This is a genomic window from Streptomyces sp. NPDC057486 (assembly GCF_042802415.1).
Classification (GTDB): domain Bacteria; phylum Actinomycetota; class Actinomycetes; order Streptomycetales; family Streptomycetaceae; genus Streptomyces; species Streptomyces yanii.
The window spans coordinates 19,217-35,644 of sequence record NZ_JBHVEE010000105.1; the positions used below are offsets into that span (position 1 = coordinate 19,217).

The window sequence follows — 16,428 nt, forward strand, 5'->3', positions numbered from 1 at the left end:
GCGCCCGAGCTGAAGGGCGGTAGCCGCGCACTCACCGAGGCGACCCGTATACCGGAACTGCCCCGACCAGCAAGGTCCGGGGCTGATCACCGCCGTTTGCGGCTGGTGAAACGGTTCTTACCGGCACCCCGGTCTCGCCGTCCATCGGCCGGGCGGGACTTCGTGGAACGCCCCGGCGTCGCGCTCATGGAAGAGACGGATCACTCATGACGCCGGGATCACATACCGCGACGTGTCATCGATCGGCCGGAAGCGGGTGCGGGACCGTCGCCCCGCGGAGGGATGCCTCGGCAAGGACCTGGGCAGGTAGTGGTGGACGGGCCGGACCGGGGCCGGGCCGGGTGCAGAAGGGTGTGCGATGTGAGCGAGCGGACCGACTGGCAGTTCTCCGACGACCGTGGACAACTGTCGAGTGCCGGGCGGCGCCCGTCGCGTGTGCTCGCCTATGTCCAGGCCGGAGCCACGCTGTGGGACCACGGGATACGTCCGAGCGGGATCTTCGGATCGGACCACGACGGCGAGTCGCCCGACCGGGCCAAGACCGGGGCGCTGCCGCTCACCGAGGTCGACTACCTCGGTGCGGGCAGCGTCCTGGATGTGGACACCCTGTTACGGGGCGGGCCGGATCTCGTGGTGGCCGTCAGCTACGGGGGAGGGCATGTCTACGGGCTGGCCCCGGAGACCGCCAAGCACCTGGAGGAGCACGTACCGGTCGTCGTGATCGACGTGGGCCAGGCGCGCACCCTCGCCGACATCGGCGACCGGTTCGCCGAGCTGGCCCGCTCGCTCGGGGCCGAGGAGGGAGGGTCCGCGGCGACGCACGACCTGGAAGCAGCCCGGGAGCGGCTGCGCACTCTCGCCGCCGGTCCGTCCCGGCCCCGGGTGCTCGCCCTGTCACCGGCGGAGCAGGACCAGGCCCATCTCGCGCGTCCCCGCATGTGGCCGGAGCTGCGCGTGCTGGTGGAGCTGGGCGTCGACGTCCTCGAACCGGCCGCCGGGCCCGGTGCCAACTGGTCCACGGTCGGCTGGGCGGAGGCGGCGGCCCTCCGTCCCGGGATCCTGCTCACCGACATCCGGTCCAATGCGACACCCCTGGACCGGCTCCGGTCGAACGCTGACTGGACGGCGCTGGAGCGGGCGGCCGCGGTGGTGCCGTGGAATCCGGAACCGGTCTGCAGCCCCCAGGCCCATGCACATTTCCTGACGCTGGTGGCCGACGCGGTGGAGGCGGCGCAGGGCCGGTAGCGCGCGCCGGAACCGTCGCACCGCCCGGCACGTCCGACAGGCAGGCAGTAAGGACCGCGGGTGGACAGGGGTGGGGCATGAACAGAGGCAGGGTGGGCGGAACGGTCGCGGTGATCCTCGTGACCGCGCTGACGGCGTCGGCGTGCGGCGGGGGTGCCTCCGAGGATCTCGTGACCGAGGGGAGCCCCCCGGCCGCGCCCTACAGCGGCCCGCTCGACGTACCGCATCCGAACGTCGAAGCCGACACCCCGCAGGGGATGAAGACGAAATCGGGGGCCGCCGGCCGTGCTCTGGAGTGCGCGGGGGACATCTACTCCGGCAGCGGCAGTGAAACCTGGAGCAAGGGCGACGGCGGGGCGACGCCCGAGGAAGGGCTGCAGTTGCACTTCGAGATCGAGCAGCCCGATCTGCCGCAGTACGGCTATCGCGTGGAACGCGAGGAGGCGGACCGGGTCCTGTACTCGTTCGACGTGGACCGCAGGACGAAGATCGCCGTCGTCGTCGCCAAGGACCAAGAGGGGCGTCCGGGCTGGGGTCCGGAGACCGCCGCCTCGTGCGACCCGGCGGAGCTGCCGTCGAGCTACACGGACAAGCAGCCGTACCGGATCTGGACCGACAAGGACGGCCACCGGGTGCCGGTGTCCGAGCTGAACAGCTGGGCCGGCGAGGCGCACTGCGACTGGCAGGAGGCGAACTTCATTGAATGGGAAGCGGGTTCGGGAGGGGCGGTCTCGGCCGATCGGAAGGTCTATGCGCGTGACCCGAAGGGTGTACTTCCGTCCGGCACGCTCACCTCGGCGTACGACGGGGACGTGACGATGCCCGCAGGTGCGCGGTCCACGGGCTACCACCTGGACGACTGGGAACTGTGGCTGACCGACGACATGTCCAGGGCCTATGTCCGCACCCCGGACGGGGTGGAGGCCTGGCCCGCCGTGAAGCAGGACATGGGATGCCGGTGACCTGTCCGGCGTGGCGGGCCCCATGACGGCTCCGAGCGGCCGCCATCGAGCGCCGGACAGGACCGGCGCGGCAGCGGGCCACGGCACCGCCCCCCGTACGGACCGTCTGCGATCGCGCCCACCGGCTTCGTTCGCGAGGCTGGGCTGAGCCGAGTCCGTACATCCCCAGGAGCAGGCATGCAGCAGGACAAGCACCCTTCCTACCGTCCCGTGGTCTTCCGCGACCGCTCCGCGGGTTACGCCTTTCTGACCCGGTCCACCGCGTCCAGCGAGCAGACCATCGAGTGGGACGACGGGGAGACCTATCCCGTCATCGACGTGGAGATCTCCGCCGAGAGCCACCCCTTCTTCACCGGTAAGGCCCGGGTCGTCGACACCGAGGGGCAGGTCGCCAAGTTCGAGCGCCGGTACGGGGAGGGAGAGCGCCCGGAAGCCCCCTGAACCCGCACTGCCCGGAGTCTTCCGCCATGCCCCGGGCGCGGCGGAAGACTCCGGCCGTCACCCCTCTTGACACCGTCGGTCGACCGGGTGCGATGGGTGCTCCCCCTCTCCACCGGGGCGGTCCGCACCACGGACGGTTCGGCGGCCGAGTACTTCGTCGGCGACTGGGACGGCGCCGCATTCCGTACCACCAACACGGCCGGCACCCCGTTGCGCGCCGAGGCCGGCCGCGACTACTACGCCGCCATGAGCTTCTACGGGCCCGGAGGGCGGCGCGTACAGCTCGGCCGGCTCAGCGACCGGGACCACGCGTTCAGCGCCCCGACCGGCGAATGGAACGGCCGGCTGAGCATCCCGCGCCAACCCACCATCTCCGCCGCAGGACTTGTCCAGCATCCCGCTGCCGAGACCGAGGCTCTCCGTAACGGCACCACCACGATCGAGGACCGCACCGTCGGCCCAGGCTCCGGGAATCCCTGGCCGGTCCGAGCGGCCGGTCGTACGAGATCGAGGCCGAGATCGCCCTGCCCGGCGCCGGCGCCGTCACCGAATTCGGCTTCCGGCTCCGGGAGAAGGGCAACAGCCGCACGGTCGTCGGATACGACGTCTCCGGGTCCCGGCTCCTCGTGGACCGGATCGCGGCCGGCGCCGACGATTTCACCGAACACTGGCCGACGTGCCGCTGCTGGTCCGGGCAGGGACGACACCGCCCCTGCGGATCCGCGCCGGGGGAAGCCGGATCGAGGTCTTCGTCGACGGTCTGCCGACCATCGATGTGACCGACGCCCGGTATGCGCGGGGCAGGATCGGACTCCATGTGTTCGGTGGCCGTGCCGCCTACCAGGACACGTACGTACGCGCACTCTAGGAGAGATCCCACCCATGCCTGAAACGGTCGACACCCTCGGCTCACCCGGCTCGCCCGGCTTCCTGGTCATCGGCGAATGCGTCGCCGACATCGTCCGGCTGCCGGGCGAGGCCGACCGGGTCCACCCCGGCGGCAGCCCGGCCAACGTCGCCTACGGACTCGCCAGACTCGGCCGGTCCAGCACCCTGCTCACCCAGCTCGGCCCGGACGCCGAGGGCCGGCTGATCGCGGACCATCTGGCGTCCGCCGGAGTCGTGGTGCGCACCGACGGCTCCACCGGGCCCACCCCGTCCGCCTCGGTGGAGCTGGACGCGGCCGGCCGCGCGGCGTACACCTTCGCCATCACGTGGACGCTCTCCCCGGTGGAACCGGAGCGCCCGCCGCACCATGTGCACACCGGCTCGATCGCGACGGTCATGGAGCCCGGCGCGGCCACCGTCCTGGCCGCCGTCGAGTCGCTGCGTACCGCCGCGACCGTCAGCTACGACCCCAATGTTCGGGCGGCCCTGATGGGCGACCACGACGCGGCCGTCCGCCGGGTGGAGCGCTGTGTCGCACTGAGCGATGTGGTCAAGGCCAGCGACGAGGATCTGGCATGGCTCTACCCGGGGCAGTCCCCGGAGTCCGTCGCCGCGCGCTGGCTCGGCACGCGCGGCCCCGCCCTCGTCCTGGTCACGCGGGGGGCAGCCGGCGCACTTGCTGTCACTCCCGGCGGGCGGGTCACGGTCGACGCACCCCGCACCGAGGTAGTCGACACGGTGGGGGCGGGCGACGCGTTCATGTCGGGCACGCTGCACGCCCTCGCCGCGCACGGGCTGCTCGGCGCCGCAGGACGGGACGGACTGCGTGCCATCGATCCGGAGACCGTGACCGATGTGCTGCACCACGCGGCTGCCTCCGCGGCGCTCACCGTCGCACGCGCCGGGGCCAACCCGCCCGACGAGCCGGAGCTGCGCGCCGCTCTGAGCCGCGCCTGAACCCGGCTGTGCCACCACCCGCCACGGAACTCTGCCGGGCGGGCGGTGGCACACCGGGGCCCGCGGTCACGCGTGCGGCTCGGGGAGCATGTGCGGTGTGCTGTCGTCGTCGAGGAACTCCACGACCGCCAGGGCGAACAGCGCCGCCAGGGCGATCCACACCGTGACGAGCCCCGTCGGCCGGTCCCACACGAGCAGGACCGCGGCGGCGACCACGACGACCGTCCAGTTGAGCCACGGCTTCGCCCGGTGCACCCAGGCGCCGACCGGACCGCCGGTGAAACCGGCCGCGTCGCGTACGGCGCCGATGCCGCCGTTCCACATGGCCTTGACCCGGGTGGCGGCGCGACCCTCTCCGGAGAGCCAGGCCGCGAGCGCCACGACCACGCCGAGTGTGACCACCAGGCGGACCACGGCGCGCAGATAGATGACCAGGGCGTCGAAGACGGCGGCGGCCGCCGGCTGCGACACCGAAGCCGGAAGGCTGTCCAGATAGAAGGCGCGGAACACCCACAGCGCCAGGCCAAGCACCGCACCGCCCACCGCGATCGCGAGGGCCGCCGTGACCAGTGCGCGCCGTCGGCGCACGGCGAGCAGCACCGCGCCGGCGGCGAGTACCAGAGTCACCACCGGCAGCCAGAACCCGGCCAGTTGCAGCAGCCGGAACCACTTCTGGGCCTTGCCGACCGCGTCGGACGTCAGCACGGTGAAGTCGGTGTGGATCTCGGGGATCTTCGCGGCGATCGTCAGCCCGTGTTCGACCAGGAGCTGCTTCACGTGGTCGATCACCGGAGCGAGATCGATGACGACCGTGTTGTCGGTGAGTTTCACGGCCCCGCCCCCACTGCCGGTCAGCGCCTTGACGGCCGCCGCGTGGGCGTTGCGGTTGAGGCCGACCCACAGCTTCTCGAAGGCGTCCGAGGCCACGAACTTCTCCACGGTTCCGTGCACGAAGTTCGTGAGGCCCGTGGTGAGCGGGGCGCTCAGCCGTCCCAGCGCCTTGTCGAGGACCGGCCGGTCCGCCGGGGCCACTTCGTCGAGCAGCGCACGGATGTCCAGATGTGTCATGACAGCACCGGTGACCCGGTTCGCCAGAGCTGACTGCACATCGGGGTCCGACGCCAGCGGCTTCATCATCGCCACGTAGCGGTCGGTGTCGCCGACGTCGTTCTTGGCCCAGGCGGCAACGGCGCTCAGCGGCGTGAGGACGGCCACGACGAGGATCAGCAGCACAGCGAAGAACGAACGGATCCGGATCCGGGGCCGGGACCGCACGGGCATGCGCGCTTCCAGCTCCGTCACCCGCGCATGCAGCGCGTCCAGATCGGCGTCGGCCGAGGGGTGCTGTGACTCGTCGTGGTCCGCTGCTGCCATGTCCCCAGGGGACGCCCTGTGCGTGCGGGCAGCACGGCGAGTTGCTCCGTACGGAGGAACAGGGGGCGCGCCAGGCGTGAGCCGGTGGTGCCCCGAGTTCCTCGCGCCCCCATTTGGCCCAGTGAACGCATCCTCACCGCGGTGACGGCCGTTCGCCAGCCGGCGGGCCCGATCGGTTGCGGGATGTCGGAGCAGCGAGTGACGGGGGATGCGTACTCGACGCCGGGCGTGCGGCCGGACACGGGGCGGGCAGCGGTACGCGGACTCACCGCCTCCGGGGGTGGTCCGACCTCGGGGATCCGCCGTACTTCGCCGGCCGGGAGCCCGTACGGACCACGCACAGAGGGCGACGGAAGGAATGGCACATGACGCAGGCTGACACCGGGGTCGCAGTGACGGGAGTGGGGCTGGTGACCCCTGCGGGCGCCGATGAACACGCCTTCTGGGCAGGGCTGTGCGCGGGACACTCCGTTGCGCGGCGCTGTGACGAACTGGCTGGGCTGTCGGTCGACTTCGCCTGCCCGGTCGACGGACTCGACCTGGACGCGGCGGTGGGCGGACGCTCGGTGTGGCGGATGGCGCGGTTCGTGAAGCTGGCGCTGATCGCCGCCCGGCAGGCCGTCGCGGACGCCGGACTCTCGCCGGGGGACTGGGACGCGAGCAGGGTCGGCGTGGTGCTCGGCGTCGGTGTGGGCGGTGTGTCCGTCCTGGTCGACAACCTTCGCAAGCTCGACGGCGCAGGACCTGGGGCCGTCTCCCCGCTCCTGGTGCCGATGATGATTCCGAACGCGGCGGCCGGGGAGCTCGCCATCGAGCTGCGTGCCCAGGGCCCCAGTCTGGCGCCCGCCACCGCCTGCGCGTCCGGGGCGACCGCGATCGCGGTCGCCCGTGACCTGCTGACGAGGGGCCGATGCGATGTGGTCGTGGCGGGAGGTTCGGAGTCCGCGCTGACCCCGCTCGTGGTGGCGGCCTTCGCGAAGATGGGGGCGCTGTCCACCCGGACCGGTGATCCGGCGGGCGCGTCGCGGCCGTTCGCCATGGACCGGGACGGGTTCGTCATCGGGGAGGGTGCCGCCGTGCTCGTGCTGGAGCGGACCGCTGACGCGTGCGCCCGCGGCCGACACCCACGGGCGCTGCTGACCGGCGTGGGTTCCAGTACGGATGCCCACCACCCCACTGCCCCGACACCCGACGGGCGCGGTGCGCAGCGGGCGGTCGAGGCGGCGCTGCGCGAGGCGGGCTGGGCGCCCCGCGAGGTCGACCACATCAACGCGCACGGCACGTCGACTCCGTTGAACGACGCGATGGAGACCGCGCTCATCTCCCGGCTCTTCCCGCACCGGCCCTCGGTCACCGCCCCGAAGGGCGTGGTCGGACACACCCTCGCCGCCTCCGGGGCGATCGAGGCGGTGGCGACCGTACTGACCCTGGAGCAGGGCATCGTGCCGCCGATCGCCAACCTGGATGCGCCGCCGGTCGGGTTCGCGCTCGACTGCGTGACCAAGGAGCCGCGCCGGCAGTCCGTCGAGCGCGCCGTCAGCCACTCCTTCGGCTTCGGCGGACACAACGTCGCTCTCGCCTTCCAGCGCGCCTGACCGGTCGAGGCGCCCACAGGTCCCGATGGGAGCGGCAAGGGTTGTGTCCTTGCCGCTCCTGCATCGTTCTCCAGTTCATGACCGCAACGATCGACGGCACCACCGGCCACACCCTTGCTGACGTGTTGAGGGGCGTCATCTACGGCGGCAACTTCCTTCAGGAGCACGGCTCCTGGCGGCGGCTGATCTCAACGGAACCGTTCCGCCGCCCGGTCGGTGGCGGTCCCGACGAGCGTCTCGCCCTGACGTACGAACGGCTGAGGATCCTCAACAGCGCGCTCGACAGCGCGGCCGGGCCCGCTGTCGACCCACGCGCCCTCGCCGCCCTGCACGAGTGGCTCGGCCCGGTCGATCCGGCGCTCACCACCGTTGCGGGCATCCACTACAACCTCTTCCTCGGCAGCCTCCTCGACCACGCCGGCGAGAGCCCCCGTGACCTGTCGGACTTCCTCCGGTTGCGGCGCATCGGCACCTTCCTCTGTACGGAGGTGGCGCACGGAAACGACGCGGCGGCCGTCGAGACCACGGCGACGTACGACCGCGTACGCGACGGGTTCGTGCTGCACACCCCGCACTCCGGGGCACAGAAGTTCATGCCCAACACCAGCCCGGCCGGCGGCCCCAAGTCAGGACTGGTCGCGGCGCGCCTGCTCGCCGACGGCGCCGACCACGGGGTCTTTCTCTTCCTGGTGCCGCTCACCGACGACACGGACACTCTCCCGGGGGTACGCGTCCGCAGGCTTCCGGCGCGCCTGGGCAGCCCCGTCGACCACTGTCTGACCTCCTTCGACCGGGTCTTCGTGGGGCGTGACGCACTGCTCGGCGGTGAGCACGGACGGATCGGCGACGACGGGGAGTTCAGCAGCGTCCTGCCCAACCGCAGGCGTCGCTTCCTCACGTCGATCGCACGCGTCACGGTCGGCAAGATTTCCATGAGCGCCTGTGCGGTCGGCTCCGCGCGCGCGACGCTCGCCGTCGCCGTGCGCTACGGAGGCCATCGGTACATCTCCGGGCCACGCGCGACGGAACGGGTGCGGGTGATCGCCCACCGCAGCCATCACGGCCCGCTCGCCGAGGCCATGGCCACGGTGTTCGCGATGAGCCTTCTGCACCGCAGGGCCCTCGACCGCTGGGAGGAACAGCTCGGGACCGGCACGGAGACGGGACGGGCCGAGGCGGAGCGGCTGGTCGCCGTCGCGAAGGGGTGGATCACCTGGCAGGCCCGTGTCGTTGTCGTCGAATGCCGCGAACGGTGCGGAGCGCAGGGGCTGTTGGAGAACAACGGCATGACCGAGCTGATCACCGGCGCGGAGGCGGTGATCACCGCCGAGGGCGACAACCTGGCCATCCACGCCAAGGCCGCCGCGGAAATGCTCTTCGCCGCCTCACCGGCCGAGGACGGTGGCACCTCGGGCCGAGCCACCGGAGAGCTCGCGGACCCCCGGTTCCTGGAGTGGCTGCATGCGCAGGTGGAGGTCATCTGGTTCGCCCGCGCCAGGGAGCGGATGAGCGGCGCACCGCACGGTGATCCGTTGGCGCGGTGGAACGCGGCGTCCGGGCCCGCCCTGCGGGGCGTCGAGGCGCACGCCCGCCGACAGGCGGCCGAGGCGTACGCGGAGGCGGTCGCGGAACTGCCCGAAGGCCCTGGCCGCGAGAGGCTGGCCGAGCTGGAGCGGCTGTTCGCCCTTCAGTGGGTGGCCCGCAACAGTGGCGACCTGCTCGCCGCAGGCCATCTGACGATTGATCAGGTCAATGCCCTGCCGGACGCCGTCGAGCAGCTCATCGCCGCCGTCGCCGGGCATCTGCCCACCCTGATCGAGTCCTTCGCACTGCCGGACGAGCTGTTCGCGGACTGGCCCATCGCAGGCGCCGACTACGTCGATGCGTACGACGATCCGGAGGCGTCCTGGAACACCACGGGGGCGCAGGGGGAGCGGTGAAGGCTTCGGGCGTGCGAACCGCCGGGCAGCTGTGCCGGGTACGGGACGCGGTCGGGGCCCTCGGAGTCCGGGCCGTTCCGCCGGTGTACCGGGGCACCGCATCCGTCCTTTCCCGGTGCTGCACGAAGCCGCGGATGATCGTTGGCGAATCGGTTCGCCGCAAGGCGTAACCGGCACATCGTGAGTCAGTTACATCGGCGTCGGGACCGTGCGTTCCGCCGTCCCGGGCATCGGCAGAACCTGCATGACGTGCGCGACCTGTACGACCTAGCGAAGAGGAAGATCATGAGCGCGATTCACCCCAAGATCACCGACGTTCTCACGAACACCTTCAAGGTGCCCGCCGCCGAGATCCTTCCGGGTTCCACGATGGACAGCCTGGAGATGGACTCCCTCGCCGTCGCCGAGTTCGCCGTCATCATCAAGGAGGCGCTGGGGGTCGAGGCCGACTCCGACAAGCTCTACAAGGACGCCACTCTCGCCGACATCACGACGTTCATCGATGCTGCGGTGAGCGGCGATCCCGCGATGAGCAACGCCCGATGAACAGGCCTGCCGTCGCCGTCACCGGTCTGGGGATGATCACCCCGGTCGGCAACGACACCGACACCACCTGGGACGGGGTGTGCGCCGGGGTCTCACCGGCCCGCACCGTCCCCGAGCTCGAAGGCTGTGCGATCGACTTCGCCTGCACGGTCTCCGGCATCGATCTGGACGAGGCGGTCGGCGGCCGTGCGGCCTTCCGGATGGGGAGGTACGTCAAGTTCGCCGTCCTCGCCGCGCGGGAAGCGGTCGCGGACGCCGGACTGGACCCGGCCGACTGGGACGGCAGCCGGGTCGCCGTGGTCGTCGGCACCAGCAGTGGAGGCTCCGCGGGCCTGACCGAACAGGCCGTCGCCCTCGACCGGCGCGGACCGGAGGCCACTTCACCGGCGGGGATCCTCCTCACCATTCCGAACATGCCCGCTGCGGAGATCGCCATCCGGATGGGGGCGACCGGTCCCAGCCTGGCGCCGTGCACCGCCTGTTCGTCCGGGGTCACCGCGCTCTCCGTCGCCCGGGACCTGCTGGTCACCGGGCAGTGCGACCTCGCGATCGCCGGAGCCACCGAGTCGATCGTCTTCCCGGTCGCCATGACCGGATTCGCCCGGTCCGGTGCCGCCGCGACGAGGGACGGTGACCTGGCCCGCCTCTGCCGGCCGTTCGCGGCCGACCGCGCCGGTCTCGTCATGGGCGAGGGTGCCGCCGTCATGGTGCTGGAACGGGCGGACGACGCACGGGCCCGGGCAGCGGTCCCGCGGGCGCTGCTCGTCGGGACGGGCGCCACCACCGACGCCCACCATCCCACCAGTCCGCATCCGTCCGGCGCCGTCGCCCGGGCCGCGGTCGAGGCCGCGCTGCGCGACGCGGACTGGGAGGCCGAGGACGTCGAACACGTCAACGCGCACGGCACGTCGACACCGCTGGGCGACGCCACCGAAGCCGCTCTCATCAGCGGGGCCTACCCGCACCGGCCACCCGTCACCGCCCCCAAGGGGGTACTGGGCCACTGCATGGGGGCTGCCGGAGCCATCGAGGCGGGGCTGACGATCCTCACGCTGCAACGCGGCGTCGTTCCGCCGATCGCCAACCTGGACGCCCCGGCGCCCGAGTTCGACATCGACTGCGTCACCGAACAGCCTCGCCGGCGGCCCGTCCGGCGCGCCGTGAGCCACTCCTTCGGGTTCGGCGGCCACAATGCTGTGGTCGCCCTCCAGCGCCCGTAGGCATGGGGGAGCGGGCCGGGCCGGGACGGCCGGGGCGCCTGCGGCCCCACCACACCGCCGACCAGCCGCGCGGGGCAGCGTGATAGCTTGCCGAAGCCAGTCAAACTCCACGTAGGGGTCAGGGAATCCGGTGCGAATCCGGAGCTGACGCGCAGCGGTGAGGGGGACGGGCGGGGCCACGGCCACTGGGACGTCCACGGATGTCCTGGGAAGGCGTCCCGTCCGAAGGAACCCGAGTCCGAAGACCTGCTGGCACCTGCCGCCCGGTACCGGGCGGCAGCACTCCGTACACCGGGCTCCGCGCATGAGCCCTGAGACGCAGAGGGACTCCGTGCCGTCCATAGCCAGCCCTGTCCGCGCCGCCGCCCTGATCGCGGCGGCACTTCTCCTGCTGACCGCGTGCGGCGGAGGGACCGACAACTCTGCAGCCAAGTCGGCCGGTGGCGAAGGCTATCCGGTGACGCTCAGGAACTGCGGTCGCACCGTCACCGTCGCAGCCGCACCGCACCACGCCGTCTCCGTCGACCAGGGATCGACGGAGATCCTGCTCTCCCTCGGCCTCGCCGATCGGCTGGCGGCCACAGCCACCTGGACCGACCCGGTGATGAAGGGGCTGGAGAAGGCCAACGCGAAGGTGCCACGCCTCTCGGAGAACCGGCCGTCGTCGGAGAAGGTCCTCGACCAGGAACCCGACTTCGTCAGCGCCTCGTTCGAATCGACCCTCGCCAAGGGCGGCGTCGCCCCCCGGGAACAGTTCGAGGAGCTCGGTGTCCCCACCTACGTGTCGCCCGCCGACTGCACCGGCAAGGACAACAGCGGCGGCGGCGACGGAGCGCGTACCGAAGCACTGACCATGGACAGCGTCTACGGCGAAGTGCGCGACCTGGCTGCGGTGTTCGGCGTCCAGCAGCGCGGAGACGAGCTCGTCGCCCGGCTGCGGGAGCGGGTGAAGACGGCCACCGACGGCATCGACGCGTCCGACGCCACCCTCCTCTACTGGTTCTCCGACTCCAAGGCCCCGTACCTGGCGGGCTGCTGCGGCGCACCCGGCGTCATCACCAGGGAGCTCGGAGCGAAGAACGTCTTCGACGACACCCATGAGGAATGGCCGCAGATCAGCTGGGAGACCGTCGCCGACCGCAACCCCGACGTCCTGGTCATCGGCGATCTGACGCGCAAGGCACAGACCGCCGAGAGCGCCGCGAAGAAGATCGAGTTCCTGGAGTCCAATCCCGCGACGAAGAAGATGGACGCCGTCAAGCACAAGAGGTACGTGCTCCTCAGCGGCCAGGCCATGAACCCGTCCATCCGGACGGTCGAGGGTCTGGAACAGGTCGCCGCCGGGCTGCGGACGTTCGGGCTCGCCGGGTGACGGACACCGAACGGGGCGCAGCGGTACGTACGGAGCAGGCACCCGGAACCGATACGCACCGCAGGGCCGCCGGCGCGCGGGGGCTGCGCGACGGTGTGCTGTGGGCCGCGGGCGTCGCCCTGCTCGCGCTGTCCGTCGCCGTCGCCGTCACCATCGGCCCGGCCCGGATCTCCGTCGCCGACGTCTGGTCCGCGGTGGCCGCCCATCTCGGGGTGGGCGGCTCGCGGCTCACCCCGATCCGGGACGGCATCATCTGGAACCTGCGCATGCCCCGTACTCTGCTCGCCGCCGTGTGCGGCGCCGGGCTCGCGGTGTGCGGCACGGTCATGCAGTCCCTGCTCCGCAACCCGCTCGCCGACCCGTTCGTCCTCGGCGTCTCCTCCGGGGCGTCGACGGGCGCGGTCGTGGTCGTCGTGCTCGGGGTGGGCGGGGGAGCGGTGTCGGTCTCGACCGGGGCATTCGTCGGGGCGCTCTGCTCGTTCGCCCTGGTGCTGCTGCTCAGCCACACCCTCGGCGGTACGACGGACCGGGTCGTCCTCTCCGGCGTCGCGGCCATGCAGTTGTTCTCCGCACTGACCTCCTTCGTGGTGATGACCTCGGCCGACGCCGAGCAGACCCGAGGTGTGCTGTTCTGGTTGCTCGGCTCGCTCAGCGGGGTCGGCTGGACCGATGTGTGGGTCTGCTTCACCGTGCTCGTCGTGACCCTGCTGATCTGTCTGGGCCACGCCCGTACGCTCGACGCCTTCGCCTTCGGTCAGGACGCGGCCGCCGCACTGGGGGTCGACGTCGGCCGCGCCCGGATCCTGCTGCTCTGCACGACCGCGCTGCTGACCGCCGCGCTCGTCAGCTCGGCGGGCGCCATCGGCTTCGTCGGACTGGTGCTGCCCCATGCCGCCCGGGCGCTCAGCGGCTCCGGGCACCGGCGGCTGCTACCGGTCACCGCGCTGGCCGGGGCGGTGTTCCTGGTCTGGGTCGACACGCTCGCCCGGACCGTCCTCGACCCGCAGGAGGTGCCGGTGGGCGTCGTCACCGCCCTCATCGGCGTACCCGCGTTCGTTCTGGTCCTGTACCGCACCCGGAGGACCACATGACATCCAACGGCACCGCCGCAGGTCTGTGCGCCCAGCGGGTCTCCCGGGAGGCGGGGGGCCGTCTCGTCCTCGACGGGGTCTGCCTCGTCCCCCCGCCCGGCGCGACCGTCGGACTCCTCGGTCCCAACGGGTCGGGCAAGTCCACGCTGCTGCGGGTGCTCGCGGGGGTCCTCGTGCCGGCGGCGGGCGTGGTGACGCTCGACGGCGAACCGCTCGCAGCGCTCGGCCGGCGCACCGTCGCGCAGCGGGTCGCCGTGGTCGACCAGCACGCCGACACCCAGGTCGAGCTGCGCGTCAGGGACGTCGTCGGGCTCGGCCGCATTCCGCACCGCCGCGCCTGGTCGGCGCCCAGCCGCGCGGACGACGAAGCGGTACGCGAGGCGCTGGAACGCACCGGACTCGCCGAACGCAGCGACCAGTCCTGGCACACGCTCTCCGGGGGCGAGCGCCAGCGTGTCCAGATCGCCCGCGCACTGGCGCAGCAGCCGCGTGAACTGCTGCTGGACGAGCCGACGAACCATCTCGACATCCAGCACCAGTTGGAGCTCCTGTCCCTGGTCACCTCACTGCCCGTCACCGGCGTCATCGCCCTGCACGACCTGAATCTGGCCGCGATGTTCTGCGACCTGATCGTCGTCATGAAGGAGGGTCGGGTGGTGGCCGCCGGTACCCCGGCGGAGGTGATCACCGAGCAACTCATCGCGGACGTGTACCGGGTACGGGCGGTGGTCACCCAGGACGGCCCGGACGGGCGTCCCTCGGTGCGCTTTCTGCCCGGACGGGCGGAATAGCCGGACATGCGGAGCTGGAGGCGGACGCCGGCACAGTGCGGCCCCGCCCCTGGCCCGTCCGCTCCCGGGAGTCACGCCTGCCCTGGCCAGCGGGACCGGCCGCGGAACTCACCTGGTGAGGTCGTAGTGACGGTAGAGCTCCTCCTCCTCGGAGACGGAGAGATGCGCATCCGCGTCCACTCTCGGGGCGCCTTTCACGCGGTCCTTCGGATGAGGGATGTGCAGATCGGAGCCGACCCGGCGAGCGCCCTCCAGGGGCACGAAACTCTCCTTCATGCCGAACAGGCCGGTCTTCACCGTGATCCAGTCCGGTCTGCCGGTGGCGTCGTCGAGATACACCCGCCCCACGGTGCCGACCTTCTCGCCCCTGGGGTCGTACACCGTCAGGCCGTCGAGCTCCTTGGAATCCGTGAAACCGTCAGCGGCTCCCATGACCGGTTCCTCCTCGCCCGGGCGCGCGTTCCGTGGACGGCTCCACCGAGGTAGGGCACGTCCGGCTTCCATCGCGCCTCACCCGGATGGGCGATGCAACTTCCCGGCCCGGAACCGTGGCCCGGCGCATCCGGGGCGGCAGCGTGCGATGCCGGTGGTGGGGGAACAGCCCGGCGTTGGACCGTTCGGGTGAGGTCGTGCCGGGGGAGACGTACGTGGGACTGCGGACCGGCAGCCCGGGCGGCCCGGCCGAACGGCGCGCCGACGTGGCGCTCGCGGCGGCCGTCGGTCGGCCCCGGTGCGATCCGTCGGCGTTCCTGCCGGGTGAGCCCGGCTTCAGGCACCGCAACTCCCTTCATGCTTCCTTGACGCCTCCGGCGTAGCGTTCATTCTCAATCCATTGCAATGAATGACTGGTCGCCATTGCGTTAGATCTAAAACCATTGCAACGATTGTCGTGCTCTCACCTGCGTCAATGCTGGTAATGCGCAACGAACGTATTGATGGATTCGTGAATGCAACGTAGCGTTTCTGATGTCAGAAACAACGAGCCGACAGGAGAGCACCATGCAGAAGTTCGCCACCCCCGCGCCGATCTCCGCCGTCCTCGACATCCCCGCCGGGCGCATCCGGTTCATCGCCGCCGACCGGGCCGACACCGCGGCCGAGGTCCTGCCCGCGGACGCCTCGAAGGACCGCGACGTGAAGGCGGCGGAGCGGACCACGGTCGAATACGGCGACGGTGTCCTGCGGATCGAGGCCTCGGCGAAGAACCGGATCCTCGGCGGCTCCGGATCCATCGAGGTGACCGTCCAGCTGCCCGCCGGCTCCCGCGTCGAGGCGAAGACGGCCGGCGCCGAGTTCCGGGGCGTCGGACGACTCGGCGACGTCGCCTTCGAGGGCGCGCAGGGCTCGGTCGAGCTCGACGAGGCCGCGAGCGCCCGCCTCACCCTCCTCGCCGGCGACGTCTCGGTCGGCCGCCTGGGCGGCCCCGCGGAGATCAGCACCCAGAAGGGCGACATCCGGATCGCCGAGGCCGTGCGCGGCACGGTCGAACTGCGCACCGAGGCCGGTGAGATCTCGGTCGGCGCCGCCCGTGGAGTCTCCGCCTCCCTCGACGCCGGCACCACCTACGGCCGGATCCACAACGCGCTCAAGAACACCGACGGCGCCGCAGCCGACCTGAACATCCACGCGACCACCGCCTACGGCGACATCGCCGCGCGCAGCCTCTGAAGGAGCACCCATCATGACCGACCTGGCCATCGCGGCGAACGGGCTGCGCAAGTCCTACGGCGACACGGTCGTGCTCGACGGCGTCGACCTGGCCGCCCCCGAGGGAACGATCTTCTCCCTGCTCGGCCCGAACGGCGCCGGCAAGACCACCGCCGTGAAGATCCTCTCCACCCTCATCTCCGCCGATCCGGGCACCGGCGACATCCACATCGGCGGTCACAACCTGGCCACCCGCCCCCAGGCGGTGCGTGCCGCGATCGGTGTCACCGGCCAGTTCTCCGCCGTCGACGGCCTGATCACCGGCGAGGAGAACATGCTCCTCATGGCGGACCTGCACC

15 protein-coding genes, 3 pseudogenes and 1 riboswitch are annotated in these 16,428 nt (G+C 71.5%); of the genes and pseudogenes, 16 read left to right on the forward strand and 2 right to left on the reverse strand.

Annotated elements, in window-relative coordinates; all coding sequences use genetic code 11:
* Positions 1–360 precede the first annotated feature (360 nt).
* The 7 genes and pseudogenes from ACFU6I_RS34875 to ACFU6I_RS34905 all read left to right on the forward strand — a co-directional run bounded on the left by ACFU6I_RS34875 (position 361) and on the right by ACFU6I_RS34905 (position 4,493).
* Positions 361–1,245: an ABC transporter substrate-binding protein gene (locus ACFU6I_RS34875; protein WP_384374225.1), complete on the forward strand. Its 885-nt coding sequence runs from the start codon at positions 361–363 to the stop codon at positions 1,243–1,245.
* 77 nt (positions 1,246–1,322) lie between these two features.
* On the forward strand, positions 1,323–2,207 hold the full coding sequence (locus tag ACFU6I_RS34880) for a hypothetical protein (protein WP_384374228.1): 885 nt from the start codon (positions 1,323–1,325) through the stop codon (positions 2,205–2,207).
* Between the two features lie 177 nt (positions 2,208–2,384).
* A complete protein-coding gene (locus ACFU6I_RS34885; RefSeq protein WP_384374231.1) occupies positions 2,385–2,648 on the forward strand; it encodes a type B 50S ribosomal protein L31 in 264 nt (87 codons plus the stop codon).
* 96 nt (positions 2,649–2,744) lie between these two features.
* Positions 2,745–2,987, forward strand: a pseudogene (locus tag ACFU6I_RS34890) (hypothetical protein); the annotation flags it as partial.
* 185 nt (positions 2,988–3,172) lie between these two features.
* A pseudogene (locus tag ACFU6I_RS34895) lies at positions 3,173–3,247 on the forward strand (hypothetical protein); the annotation flags it as partial.
* A gap of 77 nt (positions 3,248–3,324) precedes the next feature.
* The gene (locus tag ACFU6I_RS34900) at positions 3,325–3,516 is read left to right on the forward strand and encodes a hypothetical protein (RefSeq protein ID WP_384374268.1); all 192 of its coding nucleotides are present in this window, start codon (positions 3,325–3,327) and stop codon (positions 3,514–3,516) included.
* Positions 3,517–3,530: 14 nt separating this feature from the next.
* Positions 3,531–4,493 carry a carbohydrate kinase gene (locus ACFU6I_RS34905; RefSeq protein WP_384374265.1) on the forward strand — a complete coding sequence of 321 codons (963 nt, stop codon included), beginning with the start codon at positions 3,531–3,533 and terminating at the stop codon, positions 4,491–4,493.
* A gap of 66 nt (positions 4,494–4,559) precedes the next feature.
* Here ACFU6I_RS34905 and ACFU6I_RS34910 read toward each other — a convergent pair whose 3' ends face one another.
* Positions 4,560–5,867: a hypothetical protein gene (locus ACFU6I_RS34910; protein ID WP_384374234.1), complete on the reverse strand. Its 1,308-nt coding sequence runs from the start codon at positions 5,865–5,867 to the stop codon at positions 4,560–4,562.
* Positions 5,868–6,232: 365 nt separating this feature from the next.
* On the opposite strand from ACFU6I_RS34910, the gene ACFU6I_RS34915 reads away from it, so the two are divergent.
* From ACFU6I_RS34915 to ACFU6I_RS34945, 7 genes are all read left to right on the forward strand, one after another.
* Positions 6,233–7,462: a beta-ketoacyl-[acyl-carrier-protein] synthase family protein gene (locus tag ACFU6I_RS34915; protein ID WP_384374237.1), complete on the forward strand. Its 1,230-nt coding sequence runs from the start codon at positions 6,233–6,235 to the stop codon at positions 7,460–7,462.
* A 77-nt stretch (positions 7,463–7,539) separates the two neighbouring features.
* Positions 7,540–9,402 (forward strand): acyl-CoA dehydrogenase, encoded by a 1,863-nt coding sequence (locus ACFU6I_RS34920; protein WP_384374240.1) that lies wholly within the window; start codon positions 7,540–7,542, stop codon positions 9,400–9,402.
* A 285-nt stretch (positions 9,403–9,687) separates the two neighbouring features.
* Positions 9,688–9,948 (forward strand): acyl carrier protein, encoded by a 261-nt coding sequence (locus tag ACFU6I_RS34925; RefSeq protein ID WP_384374243.1) that lies wholly within the window; start codon positions 9,688–9,690, stop codon positions 9,946–9,948.
* Positions 9,945–11,168 carry a beta-ketoacyl-[acyl-carrier-protein] synthase family protein gene (locus ACFU6I_RS34930; protein ID WP_384374246.1) on the forward strand — a complete coding sequence of 408 codons (1,224 nt, stop codon included), beginning with the start codon at positions 9,945–9,947 and terminating at the stop codon, positions 11,166–11,168. Before ACFU6I_RS34925 ends, ACFU6I_RS34930 begins: the two co-directional genes overlap by 4 nt.
* 80 nt (positions 11,169–11,248) lie before the next feature.
* Positions 11,249–11,437: riboswitch (cobalamin riboswitch) on the forward strand.
* A gap of 35 nt (positions 11,438–11,472) precedes the next feature.
* Complete coding sequence (locus ACFU6I_RS34935) at positions 11,473–12,540, forward strand: ABC transporter substrate-binding protein (RefSeq protein WP_384374249.1); 1,068 nt, start codon at positions 11,473–11,475, stop codon at positions 12,538–12,540.
* Positions 12,537–13,631 carry a FecCD family ABC transporter permease gene (locus ACFU6I_RS34940; RefSeq protein ID WP_384374252.1) on the forward strand — a complete coding sequence of 365 codons (1,095 nt, stop codon included), beginning with the start codon at positions 12,537–12,539 and terminating at the stop codon, positions 13,629–13,631. Before ACFU6I_RS34935 ends, ACFU6I_RS34940 begins: the two co-directional genes overlap by 4 nt.
* Positions 13,628–14,422: an ABC transporter ATP-binding protein gene (locus tag ACFU6I_RS34945; protein ID WP_384374255.1), complete on the forward strand. Its 795-nt coding sequence runs from the start codon at positions 13,628–13,630 to the stop codon at positions 14,420–14,422. The genes ACFU6I_RS34940 and ACFU6I_RS34945 overlap by 4 nt, the downstream gene beginning before the upstream one ends.
* Positions 14,423–14,533: 111 nt before the next feature.
* On the opposite strand, the pseudogene ACFU6I_RS34950 reads toward ACFU6I_RS34945, so the two are convergent.
* Positions 14,534–14,854: pseudogene (locus ACFU6I_RS34950) on the reverse strand (PRC-barrel domain-containing protein); the annotation flags it as partial.
* A gap of 567 nt (positions 14,855–15,421) precedes the next feature.
* On the opposite strand from ACFU6I_RS34950, the gene ACFU6I_RS34955 reads away from it, so the two are divergent.
* On the forward strand, positions 15,422–16,090 hold the full coding sequence (locus ACFU6I_RS34955; protein WP_384374259.1) for a DUF4097 family beta strand repeat-containing protein: 669 nt from the start codon (positions 15,422–15,424) through the stop codon (positions 16,088–16,090).
* Positions 16,091–16,103: 13 nt separating this feature from the next.
* The coding region (locus ACFU6I_RS34960) for an ATP-binding cassette domain-containing protein (protein WP_384374262.1) at positions 16,104–16,428 on the forward strand (325 nt) is incomplete at its 3' end.

Coding starts and splice junctions, on each gene's coding strand:
- ACFU6I_RS34880 (WP_384374228.1), top strand. CDS start 1,323: ATGAACAGAGGCAGGGTGGGCGGAACGGTCGCGGTGATCCTCGTGACC.
- ACFU6I_RS34885 (WP_384374231.1), top strand. CDS start 2,385: ATGCAGCAGGACAAGCACCCTTCCTACCGTCCCGTGGTCTTCCGCGAC.
- ACFU6I_RS34905 (WP_384374265.1), top strand. CDS start 3,531: ATGCCTGAAACGGTCGACACCCTCGGCTCACCCGGCTCGCCCGGCTTC.
- ACFU6I_RS34910 (WP_384374234.1), bottom strand. CDS start 5,867: ATGGCAGCAGCGGACCACGACGAGTCACAGCACCCCTCGGCCGACGCC.
- ACFU6I_RS34915 (WP_384374237.1), top strand. CDS start 6,233: ATGACGCAGGCTGACACCGGGGTCGCAGTGACGGGAGTGGGGCTGGTG.
- ACFU6I_RS34920 (WP_384374240.1), top strand. CDS start 7,540: ATGACCGCAACGATCGACGGCACCACCGGCCACACCCTTGCTGACGTG.
- ACFU6I_RS34925 (WP_384374243.1), top strand. CDS start 9,688: ATGAGCGCGATTCACCCCAAGATCACCGACGTTCTCACGAACACCTTC.
- ACFU6I_RS34930 (WP_384374246.1), top strand. CDS start 9,945: ATGAACAGGCCTGCCGTCGCCGTCACCGGTCTGGGGATGATCACCCCG.
- ACFU6I_RS34935 (WP_384374249.1), top strand. CDS start 11,473: ATGAGCCCTGAGACGCAGAGGGACTCCGTGCCGTCCATAGCCAGCCCT.
- ACFU6I_RS34945 (WP_384374255.1), top strand. CDS start 13,628: ATGACATCCAACGGCACCGCCGCAGGTCTGTGCGCCCAGCGGGTCTCC.
- ACFU6I_RS34955 (WP_384374259.1), top strand. CDS start 15,422: ATGCAGAAGTTCGCCACCCCCGCGCCGATCTCCGCCGTCCTCGACATC.